The organism is Methylovorus glucosotrophus (genome assembly GCF_009858335.1).
Classification (GTDB): domain Bacteria; phylum Pseudomonadota; class Gammaproteobacteria; order Burkholderiales; family Methylophilaceae; genus Methylovorus; species Methylovorus glucosotrophus.
Window position 1 is genome coordinate 1,058,555 of sequence record NZ_VMSE01000001.1, and the last position, 14,715, is coordinate 1,073,269.

General features: G+C 53.5%; 13 protein-coding genes. 4 read left to right on the forward strand and 9 right to left on the reverse strand.

Features of this window, described 5'->3' with window-relative positions; all coding sequences use genetic code 11:
• Position 1: 1 nt before the first annotated feature.
• The 4 genes from lysS (at position 2) to FNL37_RS04975 (ending at position 7,577) form a co-directional block, all read left to right on the forward strand.
• Positions 2-1,516, forward strand: a complete 1,515-nt coding sequence (gene lysS / locus FNL37_RS04960) for a lysine--tRNA ligase (RefSeq protein ID WP_159355338.1) — start codon at positions 2-4, stop codon at positions 1,514-1,516.
• A 276-nt stretch (positions 1,517-1,792) separates the two neighbouring features.
• Positions 1,793-2,365 (forward strand): bactofilin family protein, encoded by a 573-nt coding sequence (locus FNL37_RS04965; RefSeq protein ID WP_013442641.1) that lies wholly within the window; start codon positions 1,793-1,795, stop codon positions 2,363-2,365.
• Positions 2,366-2,556: 191 nt separating this feature from the next.
• On the forward strand, positions 2,557-3,966 hold the full coding sequence (locus FNL37_RS04970) for a putative porin (RefSeq protein WP_159355339.1): 1,410 nt from the start codon (positions 2,557-2,559) through the stop codon (positions 3,964-3,966).
• 230 nt (positions 3,967-4,196) lie between these two features.
• On the forward strand, positions 4,197-7,577 hold the full coding sequence (locus FNL37_RS04975) for a bifunctional diguanylate cyclase/phosphodiesterase (RefSeq protein WP_159355340.1): 3,381 nt from the start codon (positions 4,197-4,199) through the stop codon (positions 7,575-7,577).
• Between the two features lie 212 nt (positions 7,578-7,789).
• On the opposite strand, the gene FNL37_RS04980 is transcribed toward FNL37_RS04975, so the two are convergent.
• The 9 genes from FNL37_RS04980 to FNL37_RS05020 all read right to left on the reverse strand — a co-directional run bounded on the left by FNL37_RS04980 (position 7,790) and on the right by FNL37_RS05020 (position 14,712).
• Positions 7,790-8,485: a hypothetical protein gene (locus tag FNL37_RS04980; RefSeq protein WP_159355341.1), complete on the reverse strand. Its 696-nt coding sequence runs from the start codon at positions 8,483-8,485 to the stop codon at positions 7,790-7,792.
• A 193-nt stretch (positions 8,486-8,678) separates the two neighbouring features.
• Positions 8,679-8,990, reverse strand: coding sequence for a hypothetical protein (locus FNL37_RS04985; protein ID WP_159355342.1), 312 nt, complete (start codon positions 8,988-8,990; stop codon positions 8,679-8,681).
• A gap of 16 nt (positions 8,991-9,006) precedes the next feature.
• A complete protein-coding gene (locus FNL37_RS04990) occupies positions 9,007-9,471 on the reverse strand; it encodes a hypothetical protein (protein ID WP_159355343.1) in 465 nt (154 codons plus the stop codon).
• 383 nt (positions 9,472-9,854) lie between these two features.
• The gene (gene fdx / locus FNL37_RS04995) at positions 9,855-10,196 is read right to left on the reverse strand and encodes an ISC system 2Fe-2S type ferredoxin (protein ID WP_159355344.1); all 342 of its coding nucleotides are present in this window, start codon (positions 10,194-10,196) and stop codon (positions 9,855-9,857) included.
• Between the two features lies 1 nt (position 10,197).
• Positions 10,198-12,066: a Fe-S protein assembly chaperone HscA gene (gene hscA / locus FNL37_RS05000; RefSeq protein WP_159355345.1), complete on the reverse strand. Its 1,869-nt coding sequence runs from the start codon at positions 12,064-12,066 to the stop codon at positions 10,198-10,200.
• Between the two features lie 35 nt (positions 12,067-12,101).
• Positions 12,102-12,635, reverse strand: coding sequence for a Fe-S protein assembly co-chaperone HscB (hscB, locus tag FNL37_RS05005; protein WP_159355346.1), 534 nt, complete (start codon positions 12,633-12,635; stop codon positions 12,102-12,104).
• Positions 12,636-12,699: 64 nt separating this feature from the next.
• Positions 12,700-13,023 (reverse strand): iron-sulfur cluster assembly protein IscA, encoded by a 324-nt coding sequence (gene iscA / locus FNL37_RS05010; RefSeq protein ID WP_013442628.1) that lies wholly within the window; start codon positions 13,021-13,023, stop codon positions 12,700-12,702.
• Between the two features lie 10 nt (positions 13,024-13,033).
• A complete protein-coding gene (iscU, locus tag FNL37_RS05015) occupies positions 13,034-13,432 on the reverse strand; it encodes a Fe-S cluster assembly scaffold IscU (protein ID WP_013442627.1) in 399 nt (132 codons plus the stop codon).
• 65 nt (positions 13,433-13,497) lie between these two features.
• Positions 13,498-14,712 carry an IscS subfamily cysteine desulfurase gene (locus tag FNL37_RS05020; RefSeq protein ID WP_013442626.1) on the reverse strand — a complete coding sequence of 405 codons (1,215 nt, stop codon included), beginning with the start codon at positions 14,710-14,712 and terminating at the stop codon, positions 13,498-13,500.
• Positions 14,713-14,715 lie beyond the last annotated feature (3 nt).

Sequence of the window (14,715 nt, forward strand, 5' to 3'; positions counted from 1 at the left end):
AGTGAGCGAAGCACAACAGCCGATTGAGGCGACACAACAAGACGAAAACCATGTGATTGCCGAGCGCCGCGAAAAGCTGAAAGCGATCCGGGCTCAGGGTGTGGCCTTCCCCAATGATTTCAAGCCTGAGCACGCGGCAGCAGAACTGCATGCCCAATATGGCGAACAGGACAATGAAACGCTGGAGCCTGCCAATGTGCAGGTGAGCGTGGCGGGCCGCATGATGCTGAAGCGCGTCATGGGCAAGGCCAGCTTTGCCACGCTGCAGGATAAAAGCGGCCGTATCCAGCTCTTCATCTCCAAGGAAAGCATAGGCGAAGAGCTTTACGATGCTTTCAAGAAATGGGATATGGGCGATATTCTTGCCGCCCGCGGCGTGGTGTTCAAAACCAAGACTGGTGAACTGTCGATCAAGGTGAGCGAGCTGCGTCTGCTCACCAAGTCCTTGCGTCCGCTGCCTGAGAAATTCCATGGGCTGTCTGATCAGGAGACCAAGTATCGCCAGCGCTATGTTGATCTGATTGTGTCGGACGATACCCGCCAGACCTTTATTGCTCGCAGCAAGATTGTGGCGGCTATTCGCAGCTTCATGCTGGGCAATGAGTTCCTGGAAGTGGAAACGCCCATGCTGCATCCGATTCCTGGCGGTGCGTCGGCCAAGCCTTTCATTACGCATCACAATGCGCTGGATATGCAGATGTACATGCGTATTGCGCCTGAGCTTTACCTCAAGCGTCTGATCGTGGGCGGCTTTGAGCGCGTATTCGAGATCAACCGCAATTTCCGTAACGAAGGCGTAAGCGTCCGTCACAACCCCGAATTCACTATGATGGAGTTCTACGCGGCCTATACCGATTACAAGTGGCTGATGGACTTCACTGAAAACTGTATCCGTGCGGCTGCTATCGCCGCCCGTGGCACGGCTGTGCTGGAATATCAAGGCCGTACGCTGGACCTCAGCCAGCCATTCCAGCGCTTGACCATTGTCGGGGCGATTCAGAAATATGCGCCGGCCTATACATTGGAGCAGCTGAATGATGCTGCTTTCCTGCGCACCGAATTGAAGAAGTTTGGGGTCGAGGCCTTTGCCCATGCCGGTCTGGGCGCGCTGCAACTGGCTCTGTTTGAAGAAACGGCCGAAAGCCAGTTATGGGAGCCAACCTATATCATTGATTACCCGGTGGAAGTCTCGCCGCTGGCACGCGCATCGGATAGCAATCCCGAGATTACCGAGCGTTTTGAGCTGTTTGTCACCGGTCGCGAAATTGCCAACGGTTTCTCGGAGCTGAATGATGCTGAAGACCAGGCAGCACGTTTCCATGCCCAGGTCGCTGCCAAAGAGGCGGGCGATGACGAAGCCATGTATTACGATGCTGACTTCATACGGGCGCTGGAATATGGCATGCCACCTACCGGTGGTTGCGGTATCGGCATTGACCGGCTGGTGATGCTGTTGACCGATAGCCCCAGCATTCGCGATGTGATTTTGTTCCCGCATATGCGTCCCGAAGCCTGAATCTGAACGCGAGCCCTGCTGCGGTTTGTTGCGGCAGGGCGACAAGATTAGCTCTTTAAAAACAATCGCTTGTTTTTTAAAGAACGGATGAGCGTCTCCTGAGGGAGACGTTTTTTTTGGTATTTACCCCTGATTCTTGAAAATTCACCAACAGATTTTCGTAAGTACATGATTATTTTGGTGTAGTTATTTCCGGCATGGTCATTGCTCTAACTGCTCTGGTAAATGTGATGTCTGCATTTCGACATTTTTTACCATCATGAAAGAGGATTACCCATGTTAAACAAGCAAGGTCTTTTCAATCGAGGTGCCCAACCTTCTCCTGCACAATCCACGCCCGCTAGCCGTCCTTCCACTTCACCTTTATCTGCCAGCACAACGACGACCAGCGCGCCTTATCCTGCCGCTACCTCTTCTGCCACGGCAGCCTCCGCAGCATCTGATATTAAAACGGACACTGACAACAAAGAGATCTCAGGTAGCCGCCTGATTGTGGGGCCGGATGTCAAACTCAAAGGCGCGGAAATCCAGGACTGCGATACCCTGGTAGTAGAAGGGCGCGTCGAGGCCACCATGGATAGTCGTGTCATCCAGATTGCCGAAGCTGGCGAATTCTCCGGCAAGGTGGGTATCGATGTCGCCGAGATATATGGCAAGTTTGAAGGCGAACTCACCGCACGTAGCCAGCTCATCATTCATGCCAGTGGCCGGGTTAGCGGCAAAATTCGCTACGGCAAGATTTTTATTGAAGAAGGTGGAGAGTTGTCTGGTGACATCGCTTCCATCTCCACCGAAAGCGCCAATAACAAAGCCAGCCCATTACGCGCAGCCAGCGCAGGTCACGCTTAAGTTCCCTCCGAGCTCCAATGGTTGACGTTGTTGGAGCCACCTTATCGTCACGTATGGGTTGTTGTATTTTTGCAACGCCTGCGTGACGAATTCATGATTCGTCATCAATCTGTCACATTGCATCCCCAGAATCGCTTCCGTGTTGAAACTCAACAAAACGAATTTATAGTTTTTTAACCGGGAGCAATCTAATGAAAAGTATCAAGCTGCGCGGCGTCTGTGCTGCAGTTTCTGGGGCACTACTGTTCGGCTTTGGCGCCAATGCCATGGCTGATTCCACTGTTGACATCGTCAATGCGCTGGTGAGCAAGGGCGTATTGACCGAAGAAGAAGGCAATCTGCTGACCAAGGGCCGCGAAGGCGAAAAACTGGGTCAGGAAAAAGCCATGAAAACGGCTGGCAAGATTAAGATTTCTGATGTAATCGATAATGCAACTTTGTATGGCGATATGCGCGCACGTTACGAATTCCGTAATGGCGAAGACACTGCCAGCAATGGTGAAGATCGTACGCGTGGTCGCTACAAGATGCTGTTGGGCGTGAAGACCGAAGCTGGTGATTTCTACTCTGACCTGGCTTTGTCCATGGGTTCAGGTGGTCGTTCCGACAATGCCACATTTGGTAATGGCAACAACGGCGCAAACGGTAAGGAAACCGTTTACGTCAAGCGCGCCATGTTGGGCTGGAAAGCAACTGACTGGTTGAAGGTTGAAGCTGGTCGTGTGGCTAACCCACTGTATACCACTTCCATGGTATGGGATGCTGACCTGACATTTGAAGGCCTGGTTGAAAAGATCGACTACAAGTGGGGCAAGGTAAACCTGTTCGGTAATTTCGCACAGTCTCAATACCGTGGTGACCGTCAGGATTATTACAACATCGATACCGCCTCTGAGCGTAAAACCAACACCCTGTTGGCTTTCCAGGGCGGTGCGAAGTTTGATATTACCGATACCGTGTCTGCCAAGGCTGCGTTGACTTACACCACTTACACAAGTGATAACGGCACTGGCACTGGTGCTTTTGTACCAGGCTTGGGTACCACCACGACCGTTGGTTCCACCCTCGGTACCAACGTTACCTCGACTAATGATATCCGCACCATTGAAATCCCGGCTGAACTGGGCTTCAAGCTGGCAAACAACATGAAACTGAATGTGTTTGGTGATTACGTAGTCAACCTGGATGGTGATGACCGCTTTGACGCTGCTGTAGCTGCTGCTACGGCCGGTACTGCCCGTAACACTATCCGCGCAGCTGGTAACGATGACAAAGCCTGGCTGGTGGGTGTAGGCCTGGAACAAAAGCAGGACAAGAACCCCAAGAAGGGTGACTGGTCTGCCAAGCTCTGGTACCAGGACGTAGGTGTTTACGCATTGGATCCTAACGCTGTTGACTCTGACTTCATGGATTCCAAGGTTAACCTGAAGGGTGTCGTGTTCAAGGGTGAATACCTGGTGCGTGATAACGTATTCCTGAATCTGGCTGCTGGTCATGCTACTCGCAAGAATGACCGTCTGGCCGCTACTGGCGCAGGTGATATTAACCTGAACCTCGACAGCTACAATCTGTACCAACTGGACGTCACTTACAAGTTCTAAGCTGATAAGTGCCGAGCATGCCACTAAAATGGCATGCGTATCCTGAAAAAAACCCGCCATGAAAATGGCGGGTTTTTTTACGCTGAAAGCAAATCGAGTTGGCCATGGTTTTAAAGGCTATGCGAAGCCTGACGGGGGCTGCAGCCAGACGGTTAAACCCCTTTTAGTAATAGGCTTTTTGGCGTTTGTTGTGTACGATTACATAAAAATTCATATTATAAATCAGGGAAATGTACACCAGTCTCAACACTCGGCCGCGGCCGCTGTCTCTCCGCAATATCGTTAAACTCAGCATTATTGTTTTTGTTTATTGCTTGCTTGGCAGTCTTAATCTCTGGATTCCCATTCCGGATGCCTGGGCGACCTTAATCAGTCCCACGGCCGGCTTCTCGCTGGCGATTCTATTAGTCTTTGGTTATCGCGCATGGCCTGCTATTTTTATGGGCTCCCTGTTTACCCATTTGCATGCCACGGTGTATTACGTGGCTGCCACCATGGCAGTGGGGGATACACTGGAAACCCTGCTGGCCTGTTATCTATTGAAGCAGGTAGCGCGTTTTGATCCGGCGCTGATACGCCTGCGTGATTTCCTGACGCTGGTGTTTTTCGCCGTCGGTATCAGCCCTCTGGTCAGTGCATTGATCAATGTGCTGATGCTGGTGGTCGTCGGTGCGGATACCACCGCGCTCGCTAACAGCTTTACTAATTCCTGGCTGGAAGACGCTTTCAGCTATCTGTTGTTTACCCCGGCCGTGCTGGCGTTCTATCACTATGAGCCCATACGCTGGAGTTGGGCGCGGGCGGGCGAAGCCCTGCTACTGGCCGGTCTGGTGGTCTTCAGCTGTCTGTTGACCATGCTGGGTGCCATGGATAAATCTATGTCGCAGTTGATGCAGCCTCAGGCTTTCATGCTGTTTCCGCTCATCATGTGGGCGGCGCTACGCTTTCATCAGCGCGGTGCGGCGCTGAGTGTGCTATTTGTTGCCATGACGGCGTTGTGGGGCGGGGCGCATGGCTTGGGGACCTTTGCGCATGATTTTGCCCAGTCCAATCTGCTGGATTACTGGATGTATGTGCTGGTGCTTTCGTCGACCGGTGTTGCCTTGTCTGGCTTGAATGCCGGGCGTATCCGTTCGGAGGCGCGACTCAAGGAGCAGCTGGATACCTACGATGCCTTGCTGCACGCACAGGCGGATGTGAATGAAGGTGTGGCGATTATTCATCGTGGCAAGATCGTCTATGGTAACGATGCCTTGTGGCGCATAGGAGGTTACAGTCCCGGTGACATTCCATTGGGGTCGGATTTCTTCAGCCTGATCCATCCGTCTGATCGCAAGCGCGTGAGCGAAATTTACCAGCAACGCCTGCAGGATATGGATGTGCCTACGCGCTATGAAGCGCTGGGCCTGGGGAAAAACGGCAGGGCCATTCACATTGAGATTGCGGCTGCCCAGTATCGGGATGACAGTCAGCGCATCGTGACCTTGATCATTGACATCAGCAGCCGCAAAAAAGCCGAAGCCGAGCTTGTGAAAAGCCAGCAGGACTACCGCGAACTGGTGGAATCGGTGCAGGCGATTGTGTGGCGGGCGATTCCTGGTGGCAAATTCACCTTCGTCAGTAAAGAAGCGGAAGCTTTGCTGGGGTATCCACTGGCGCAGTGGACGACGGATCCCGGCTTCTGGGTAGACAAGATTCACCCGGACGACCGCGACTGGGTAGTGGAGTATTGCCGCACCGAATCGCTCAAACTGCAGAGCTTTGATTTTGACTACCGCATGATCGCGGCGGATGGGCGCGTGGTCTGGATGAAAGACATCGTCAAGGTGATTCCGAATATGTCCAACACCCGTCCGGCCGAGCTGGTAGGGGTCATGCTGGATATCACCGCCAGCAAGGCTGCGGAAGCGGATCTTCGTCTGGCGCGGCAGGTATTCGACAACACGGCAGAAGGCATTGTTATTACCGATCCTGCTTTCCGCGTGCTGGAGGTCAACCAGGCATATCAGCAGATCACGGGTTATGAGAAAGAGGAAATCATCGGCAAGCTGCCATCGGTCATGCAGGCTGGCTTGCACGAGGCTGCTTACTATGAAGGCATCTGGCAAACCTTGCGACGCGAAGGTCAATGGGTAGGCGAAATCTGGAATCGGCGCAAATCCGGCGAGAGTTATCCTGAGTGGTTATCCATCAGCCAGGTCGCTGATGCCAAGGGCAGCGTGCAGAATTATGTGGCCGTGTTTACGGATATCACTCAACGCAAATTATCCGAAGAGCGCCTGCAGTTCCTGGCCAATCACGATGCACTGACGCATCTGCCCAACCGCGCCCTGCTGCAGGAGCGTATCGACCAAGCCCTGTTCCGCGCCCAACGCAACAAGACCGCGATTGCCGTCTTGTTCATTGATCTTGACCGTTTCAAGATCATCAACGATACCCTAGGACACCAAACCGGCGACATGCTGCTGCAAGAAGCCGCCAAGCGGCTTAAAGAATGTTTGCGCGAAACCGATACCGTTGCGCGCCAGGGCGGCGATGAGTTTGTGGTGCTGGTGGAAGACTGTGGCGATACCGACTATCTCAATACCATCGCCCGCAAGATCATGGCCACTCTGGCGCAGCCTTTTATACTGGTCGGGCGCGAGCTTTTTATCAGCGCCAGTATCGGCATCAGCGTATATCCGGACGATGGCCTCGATACAGCCAGCCTGCTCAAGCATGCCGATGCCGCCATGTATCGCGCCAAAGAGTCCGGCAAGAACACCTTCCGCTTTTATGCGGCAGAAGCCAATACCAATAGCGTAGAATTATTGACGCTGGAAAACAACCTGCGCCGCGCAGTGGAGCGCAATGAATTCGTGCTGCATTACCAGCCCAAGGTAGACTTGCGCTCGCAGAAAATCATCGGCGCCGAGGCGGTGGTGCGCTGGCAGCATCCTGAGCTCGGCATGCTGTCACCCATGCAGTTTATTCCCCTGGCGGAAGAGACCGGCCTGATTATCGACATCGGCGCCTGGATCATGCGGGAATCCTGTCGGCAAGCCGTAGAGTGGCAACAGCTCACCGGACAGAACGTTAGGGTTGCCGTTAATCTCTCCGCCCGCCAGTTCCGCGATGAAACCCTGCGGCAAACCATTGCCGACTCACTGGCCGAGAGCGGATTGACGCCAGATTGCCTGGAACTGGAAATTACGGAAAGCATGATCATGCACAATGCCGAGCGGGCGCGGGAGGTGTTGCAACACTTCCACGACCTGGGCGCCCATGTGCTGATTGATGACTTTGGCACCGGCTATTCTTCGTTCGGCTATCTCAAGCACTTCCCGATTGATTCACTCAAGATCGACCGATCCTTTGTGCGCGATATCCCCGATGATGTGGACGACATGGCGATCACCCAAGCCATTATCGCCATGGCCCACAGCCTGCAGATCAAGGTGGTCGCAGAGGGCGTGGAAACCCAGGAGCAACTGGCCTTCCTGAAAAAACAGGGCTGCGACCAGATTCAGGGATTCCTGTTTAGCGAACCGCTACATAGCCACGACTTTGTCCGCATGCTGAAACTGCAGCCCATGCTCAGGCTGCAACTGGGTGAGGCGGCGGTAGCCTGAGCGCTTAACCCTATGATGCGTCTGCGGTGGGCTGGTGATAGCCCTGCAAGCGCGTCACTTCATGCCGGGCACCCATGAAGTCCCAGCAGGCGTGCTGATGTAGTGAATCCGGCTGCACTGCGCATGATTTAAGATGTGATATCCGCGACCTGATGGGTTAACGAGAGGATGGGGATAGGCAAAGCCGACAGGTCAGGATGACTGGTTGGGCGTCATTTCGGCGAGTACGCTAAACATGCGTAGTTATGGGTTGAATCGTGAAAGAAAACCTCGCGGAATCCGTTCTTTGGCATGCGAGATTGAACCTTATCCATCAGATCGCGCCATTCGCTCGGATCATAAAGCGTGTTGAGAATGCACTCGACAATAAGGCTGGTATTTTCAGGGTAAGACTTGGCGCTCTTCTTGGTTAGCTCGCGGACGACCAATTCCGCAAAACTGTCTATGAAGTTTCCATTGCTGTACACCACGGGTTCAGATATCAATTCGCCGCTTGGCAAGCGATGGATTCCATCCAGTCCGAAGGTGCCCCCCTTCTTCTCTAAATGCTCTCTTTGCATATGTTCTTTTGGATGGACGACGCAAGTTAGTTCGAGGTATGAGCTGCGTGGAAAATAACCTTGATCGATATAGCTGCCGTGCTGAGTTACCTCAGCGTCGAATGGTTGGCTTCCTTGAAGCCAACGCACAGAGATGTATCTGCCCGCACGGTAGCTATATTGTATGTATGCGGCGATCGGCATGAGCTCTTCAAGTAACCGTTTCTCAACCTTACTCGGGCGGAGCCGGAGACGGCTTGTTCCGTCAGGACCTTGGCGAATTGCCTCAAACAGTTCGTAGACCTTCCCACAAAATTCCAATCCATCAATGGTTACCCCATCGAATGCGGAAAGGGAAAACTCACTCATGACGTCCAACGTGGCCCATCCCATGCGAATTGATCGATTTTAGCTTCTTGGGACGATATTGATTTTCGTACTTCTTCCGTACGAGCGAGGCTAATAGCAAGAAATGCAAACATGACAGCACACACTTTCAATATTTCTAACATGGAGCGCCCCAGTCGCCGAAGGCCAGTGTCTTAACCAAGGCATAGGAGTTTTAATTCCGTTGGTAGCCACGATAGCGAATTAGCTTGCTCTGTGGGTCAAACAGGAACACCACGGTCACTTTTTGGTTCAGATTGTACAAATAGGTGAAGCGCCCATCAGGATTGTGATCTTCGTGGTGCGGTTTACCTAGACAGCGTAGCACAATATCTGAAGTGGACTCACCTGCCACATACTCTCCGAGCGTCTTGGGACAAGGGGCTTCTGTAGTCTCGGCGCTGGTTGGCTCAGGTTCGGCGGCGACAGCGCCGCAGGCCAACGCGAACAACACAAGCGAAGCAATTATTCGAGTACGGTACGACATCAAGACTCCTAGCGTTTTAATCAAGGTCGCCGTTAGGCGTCCCGCTTGAGAGATGGGTTATGCATAGATTATTAGATAGCACTCTTGAAATAATCATTTCTGTGCCATCTGCTGATTCAGCACGTAAATTAACATTAAAAAAATCGATTTTTAAATCATATTTTGATTTTGATATTAATCTGCAATATAAATTAACCATGTCATTTTCCATGGTTACCAAATACTCTTGGCTCTTAATATCTGGATATGATTTAACGGATACATCAAATATTGCATAAGAGCGATTTCCTGAGAGATCAACAACCTCGGTGTTTAATTCTCTATGAAGGATTCGTAACTGCTGAGCATATTGATTTCCAAATTCAGCTTGCCGATTTTCTAATAGCTCTTCATTAACCCATTGAGGCACTTTAAATAAAAGTAACCCACCTATAACAATAGAGATTTGTACCCATTTTTTTACCTTTGGACTCAAGTTCATTTATGCATACCGTTAAATAGCCACTAGAATTTGAACAGGTCGCGGGTCATATCGGGTGATGCAATTATGGTATCAGAACCGAAAAGCCAATGTGGGCTGGATCAAGCGCTTTATTATCTTCTGCAGGTCTAGCTATATGGCAAAAAGGTGGCTAAGTTTTCATCCTATCACGGCCAGTAGGCATGGCTTTCTAGATGCCCTTACCACACGTCACAGTAAGAGGTGAAGGGGGGGGTATTGTTGAAGATGACGAGGATAGACGCGTATTTTTGCAAACGTTGTCGAAGATGATTATCCAGGCTAAGGATAAGGCACTGGATGGATATGGCTACCGCGAAAGAAAGTCCCCCTGATGTGCCAGCACATAAGGGGCGGTATTGCGTCTAGCGGTGGCCTTCTTTGGCCATATTGATGGAGTACTTGGGGATTTCGACGACCAGGTCTTCTTTACCGACAATGGCCTGGCAGGAAAGACGGGAATTGGGTTCCAGGCCCCAGGCTTTATCCAGCAGGTCTTCTTCTTTTTCCTCGGGGGCATTGAGCGATTTGTAGCCCTCCCGCACGATCACGTGGCAAGTAGTGCATGCGCACACCTTGTCGCAAGCGTGTTCGATATCAATGTCCTGCTCCAGCAGATTGTCGCATACCGACATGCCTGGCTTGGCGTCAAAGGCGGCGCCATCCGGGCACAGTTCCTGATGGGGTAGTACGATGATTTGCGGCATATCAGATTTCCAGTGAGTTAAGGTTTTGCCCGGCAAACGCTTGCTTGACCGACGCGTCCATGCGGCGGGCGGCAAAGGTTTCGGTGGTATGATTCAAGGCATCGACGGCCCGGGTGATGGCATGGCTGTCGTTTTGCGAAATCAATGTTTGCAAGGCCTGCATTTCCTGCTCGATGGCGGCGCGCTCTTCCGGGCTTAATAGCGTATCCCCATCCTGCTGCAGAGCGGCCGTAATGGCTTCAAGCAGGCGTTGGGCATCCACCTGGGCTTCGCGCAGGGCACGGGCCTGTTTATCGCTTTCGGCAGCGGCGAACGAGGATTGCAGCATGCCGGTGATGGTGTCTTCGCTCAAACCATACGAGGGTTTGACCACAATGTGCGATTCAATGCCGCTGGTTTGTTCGCGGGCAGTAACGGAGAGCAGGCCGTCGGCATCTACCTGAAAGGTGACGCGAATACGGGCAGCACCTGCCGCCATGGGCGGAATGCCGCGCAGTTCAAAGCGGGCCAGGGAACGACAGTCGCTCACCAGCTCGCGCTCGCCTTGCACCACGTGGATGCTCATCGCGGTCTGACCATCCTTGAAGGTGGTGAAATCCTGCGCACGGGCGACGGGGAGGGTGGAGTTACGCGGAATAACTTTTTCCACCAGGCCGCCCATGGTTTCGAGCCCGAGCGACAGGGGAATCACATCCAGCAGCAAGAGGTCATCGTCACTGCGATTCCCTGCCAGCACATTGGCCTGAATGGCGGCACCGAGGGCGACGACTTTATCGGGATCCAGATTGGTCAGCGGCTCCTGACCGAAGTATTCGGCGACCGCCTGGCGTATGTGCGGCATGCGCGTGGCGCCGCCCACCATGACCACACCCTTGATGTCTTCCAGCGTCAAACCAGCATCGCGCATGGCTTTGCGCGTGGGATTCAGTGTTTTGGCTACAAGGTGGGACGTCAGCTCAACAAATTCCTCGGCGGTGAGATGCAGGTTAATGACATCGCCATTGCTCAGCACGCTGGTGATGTGCACTTCGTGATGTTCGGTCAGCCATTCTTTGACTTCGCGCGCCTTGGTTAGCAAAAGGCGCGTGTCTTCGGCATTGAGCGGCGGCAGCTTGGCCTGCTCGAGTATCCAGCAGAAAATGCGGCGGTCAAAATCGTCACCGCCCAGTGCAGAATCGCCATTGGTGGACAGCACCTCGAACACGCCTTTGGACAGGCGCAGGATGGAGACATCAAACGTGCCGCCGCCCAGGTCATAAATGATGTAAACCCCTTCGGAGCCGTTATCCAGCCCATAAGCGACAGCGGCAGCGGTCGGTTCATTCAGAAGACGCAGCACATTGATGCCAGCGAGTCGCGCGGCATCCTTGGTGGCCTGGCGCTGGGCATCATCGAAATAGGCTGGCACGGTAATGACGGCGCCGGTGAGTTCGCCACCCAAGGCTTTTTCGGCGCGCAGGCGCAAGGCTTTGAGGATTTCGGCGGAGACTTCCACCGGGCTTTTGATGCCGGCGCGAGTTTCAATCTGCACCATGCCGGGGGCGTCAATAAAGCGGTAAGGGATATGCGCCTGATCCGCGAGGTCGTTCAAGCCACGCCCCATGAAGCGCTTGACGGAAACGATAGTGTTTTGCGGATCACGGCTCTGCTGCGCCTGGGCGGCATAACCCACTTCAATGGCGCCATCGGCCAGATAGCGCACCACGGATGGCAGCAGCGCATGGCCTTTTTCATCATGCAGGACGGTACTCATGCCGCTGCGTACGGTGGCGACAAGTGAGTTGGTGGTGCCGAGGTCTATGCCCACTGCCAGCCGGTGCTGGTGAGGGGCTGCGCTCATGCCCGGTTCTGCAATTTGTAATAAGGCCATAAGGTGATGAGTTCCTGATTTGTATGTAGCGTGTTTTACGCTTCCAGTTTTTCCATGCTCTGCAGGATATCTTCACGCAGTTTATCGACAAAGCTGAGCTTGCGAACGGAGCCGGCGGCGGCCGTCAGTTCGGCTGATTCTGCGGCCAGTTGCTGCTCCAGGTCTTGCTGTAATGATTTGGCGGCCGCCTGGATGTCATTTAACAGGTTATCCAGCGCATCCAGGTCTTTTGCGTCGCGTGCTTCTTCAATTGCCTCGCGCCATTCCATCTGTTGCATCAGAAAGTCGGTCGGCATGGCGGTATTGCTCTCTTCATCGGTGTGTACACCTTGCAATTCCAGCAAATACCTGGCGCGCGCTGTGGGATTCTTGAGCGTGCGGTAAGCTTCATTGGCCGAAGTTGCCCATTGCATGGAGCGCAGCTTCTCGGTGCTGCTTGCCGCGGCAAACTTGTCAGGATGCACTTCGCTTTGTAGCTGGCGGTAGCGCTGATCAAGCAGGGCGGTATCAATGGCAAAGGCGGCAGGCAAGCCGAACAGGGCAAAGTGGTTTGTGCTGGAATCTTGCATGATGGAAAGAGGGCTGGAGCAGGCGATAATGTATGCTAAGGCTCCCTGATGGGAGCCTTAGGCATCAAATGGTAAAGCTCTCCCCGCAACCACATTCGTCCTTGACGTTTGGGTTGTTGAATTTAAAGCCTTCGTTCAGGCCTTCCTTGGTGAAGTCCAGCTCGGTGCCGTCGATGTAGACCAGGCTTTTCGGGTCCACAATCACCTTCACGCCGTGGCTTTCAAAGGCCATGTCTTCCGGGTTGAGGTCATCGACGAACTCCAGGGTGTAAGCCATGCCGGAACAGCCGGTGGTCTTGACGCCCAGGCGCAGGCCTATGCCCTTGCCGCGATTGGACAAGAATTTCTGTACGCGGCTGGCCGCAGTTTCAGTCAGGGTAATTGCCATGGTACGTCCCTTATGCGGCTTCCTGGGTATTGCCCTGCTTGGCCTTCAGGTCGGCTACTGCGGCACGGATGGCGTCTTCTGCCAGTACCGAGCAGTGGATCTTGACCGGGGGCAATGCCAGTTCTTCGGCGATGTCCGAGTTCTTGATTTCCATGACTTGATCCAGGGTTTTGCCCTTGATCCATTCGGTGACCAGCGAGCTGGAAGCAATGGCAGAACCGCAGCCGTAGGTCTTGAACTTGGCGTCTTCAATAACACCTGCCTCATTGACCTTGATCTGCAGCTTCATCACGTCGCCACAGGCCGGGGCACCCACCATGCCAGTGCCCACGCTAGGGTCGTTCTTGTCCAGGGTACCCACGTTACGTGGATTCTCGTAGTGATCCAATACTTTGTCTGAATATGCCATTTTGTTGCTCCTTTTAGTCACACAGCGAAAAATGCAGCCTGCGTTCAGGCTTCATCGTTCACGTATTAATGGGCTGCCCATTCCACCTTGCTTAAATCCACGCCTTCAAGGTGCATTTCCCATAATGGAGAAAGCTCGCGCAGCTTGCCAATCTTGCTTTTCATCAGGTTGATCGTGTAGTCGACCTCTTCTTCGGTCGTAAAACGGCCAATGGAGAAACGAATCGAGCTATGTGCCAGCTCATCCGAGCGGCCCAGGGCACGCAGTACATACGATGGCTCCAGGCTGGCAGAGGTACAAGCCGAACCACTGGAAACCGCAATATCCTTGACCGCCATAATCAGCGATTCGCCTTCAACAAAATTGAAGCTGATGTTGAGGTTGTGCGGTACGCGCTGCTTCATGTCACCATTGACATATACTTCATCAATTTCTTGCAGACCGGTCAGCAGGCGATCGCGCAGACGGCGAATGCGGGCGTTTTCCAGGTCCATTTCTTCGCGTGCGATGCGGAAGGCTTCGCCCATGCCCACGATCTGGTGGGTAGCCAGGGTGCCGGAACGCAGGCCGCGTTCGTGACCACCACCGTGCATCTGGGCTTCCAGGCGTACGCGTGGTTTGCGGCGCACATACAGAGCACCAATGCCTTTAGGGCCATAGGTCTTGTGAGCCGAGAAGCTCATCAGGTCTACCGGCAGCTTTTCAAGGTCGATATGTACCTTGCCCGTGGCTTGTGCAGCATCCACGTGGAAAATAATGCCTTGTTCGCGGCAGATATTGCCCAGCGCTTCAATATCCTGAATTACGCCGATTTCGTTGTTGACCAGCATGACGGAGGCCAGCACAGTATCCGGGCGCAGCGCAGCGCGGAATTTTTCAATATCCACCAGCCCATTTGGCTCAGGTGCCAGATAGGTGGCTTCAAAGCCGACACGTTCCAGTTCGCGCACGGCATCCAGCACGGCTTTGTGCTCGGTCTGAATGGTGACAATGTGCTTGCCCTTACCGCTGTAGAAGTTCGCGGCACCCTTGATCGCCAGGTTGTTGGACTCGGTAGCGCCAGAGGTCCAGACGATCTCGCGTGGATCAGCATTCACCAGCTTGGCGACTTCTTCACGCGCATTTTCCACAGCTTTTTCAGCGGTCCAGCCAAACGGATGGCTACGCGATGCCGGATTGCCGAAATGCTCGGTCAGGAACGGAATCATCTTTTCCGCTACGCGCGGGTCAGTCGGCGTAGTAGCCGAGTAGTCCAGGTAAATCGGGGTATGTACAGTCATCTT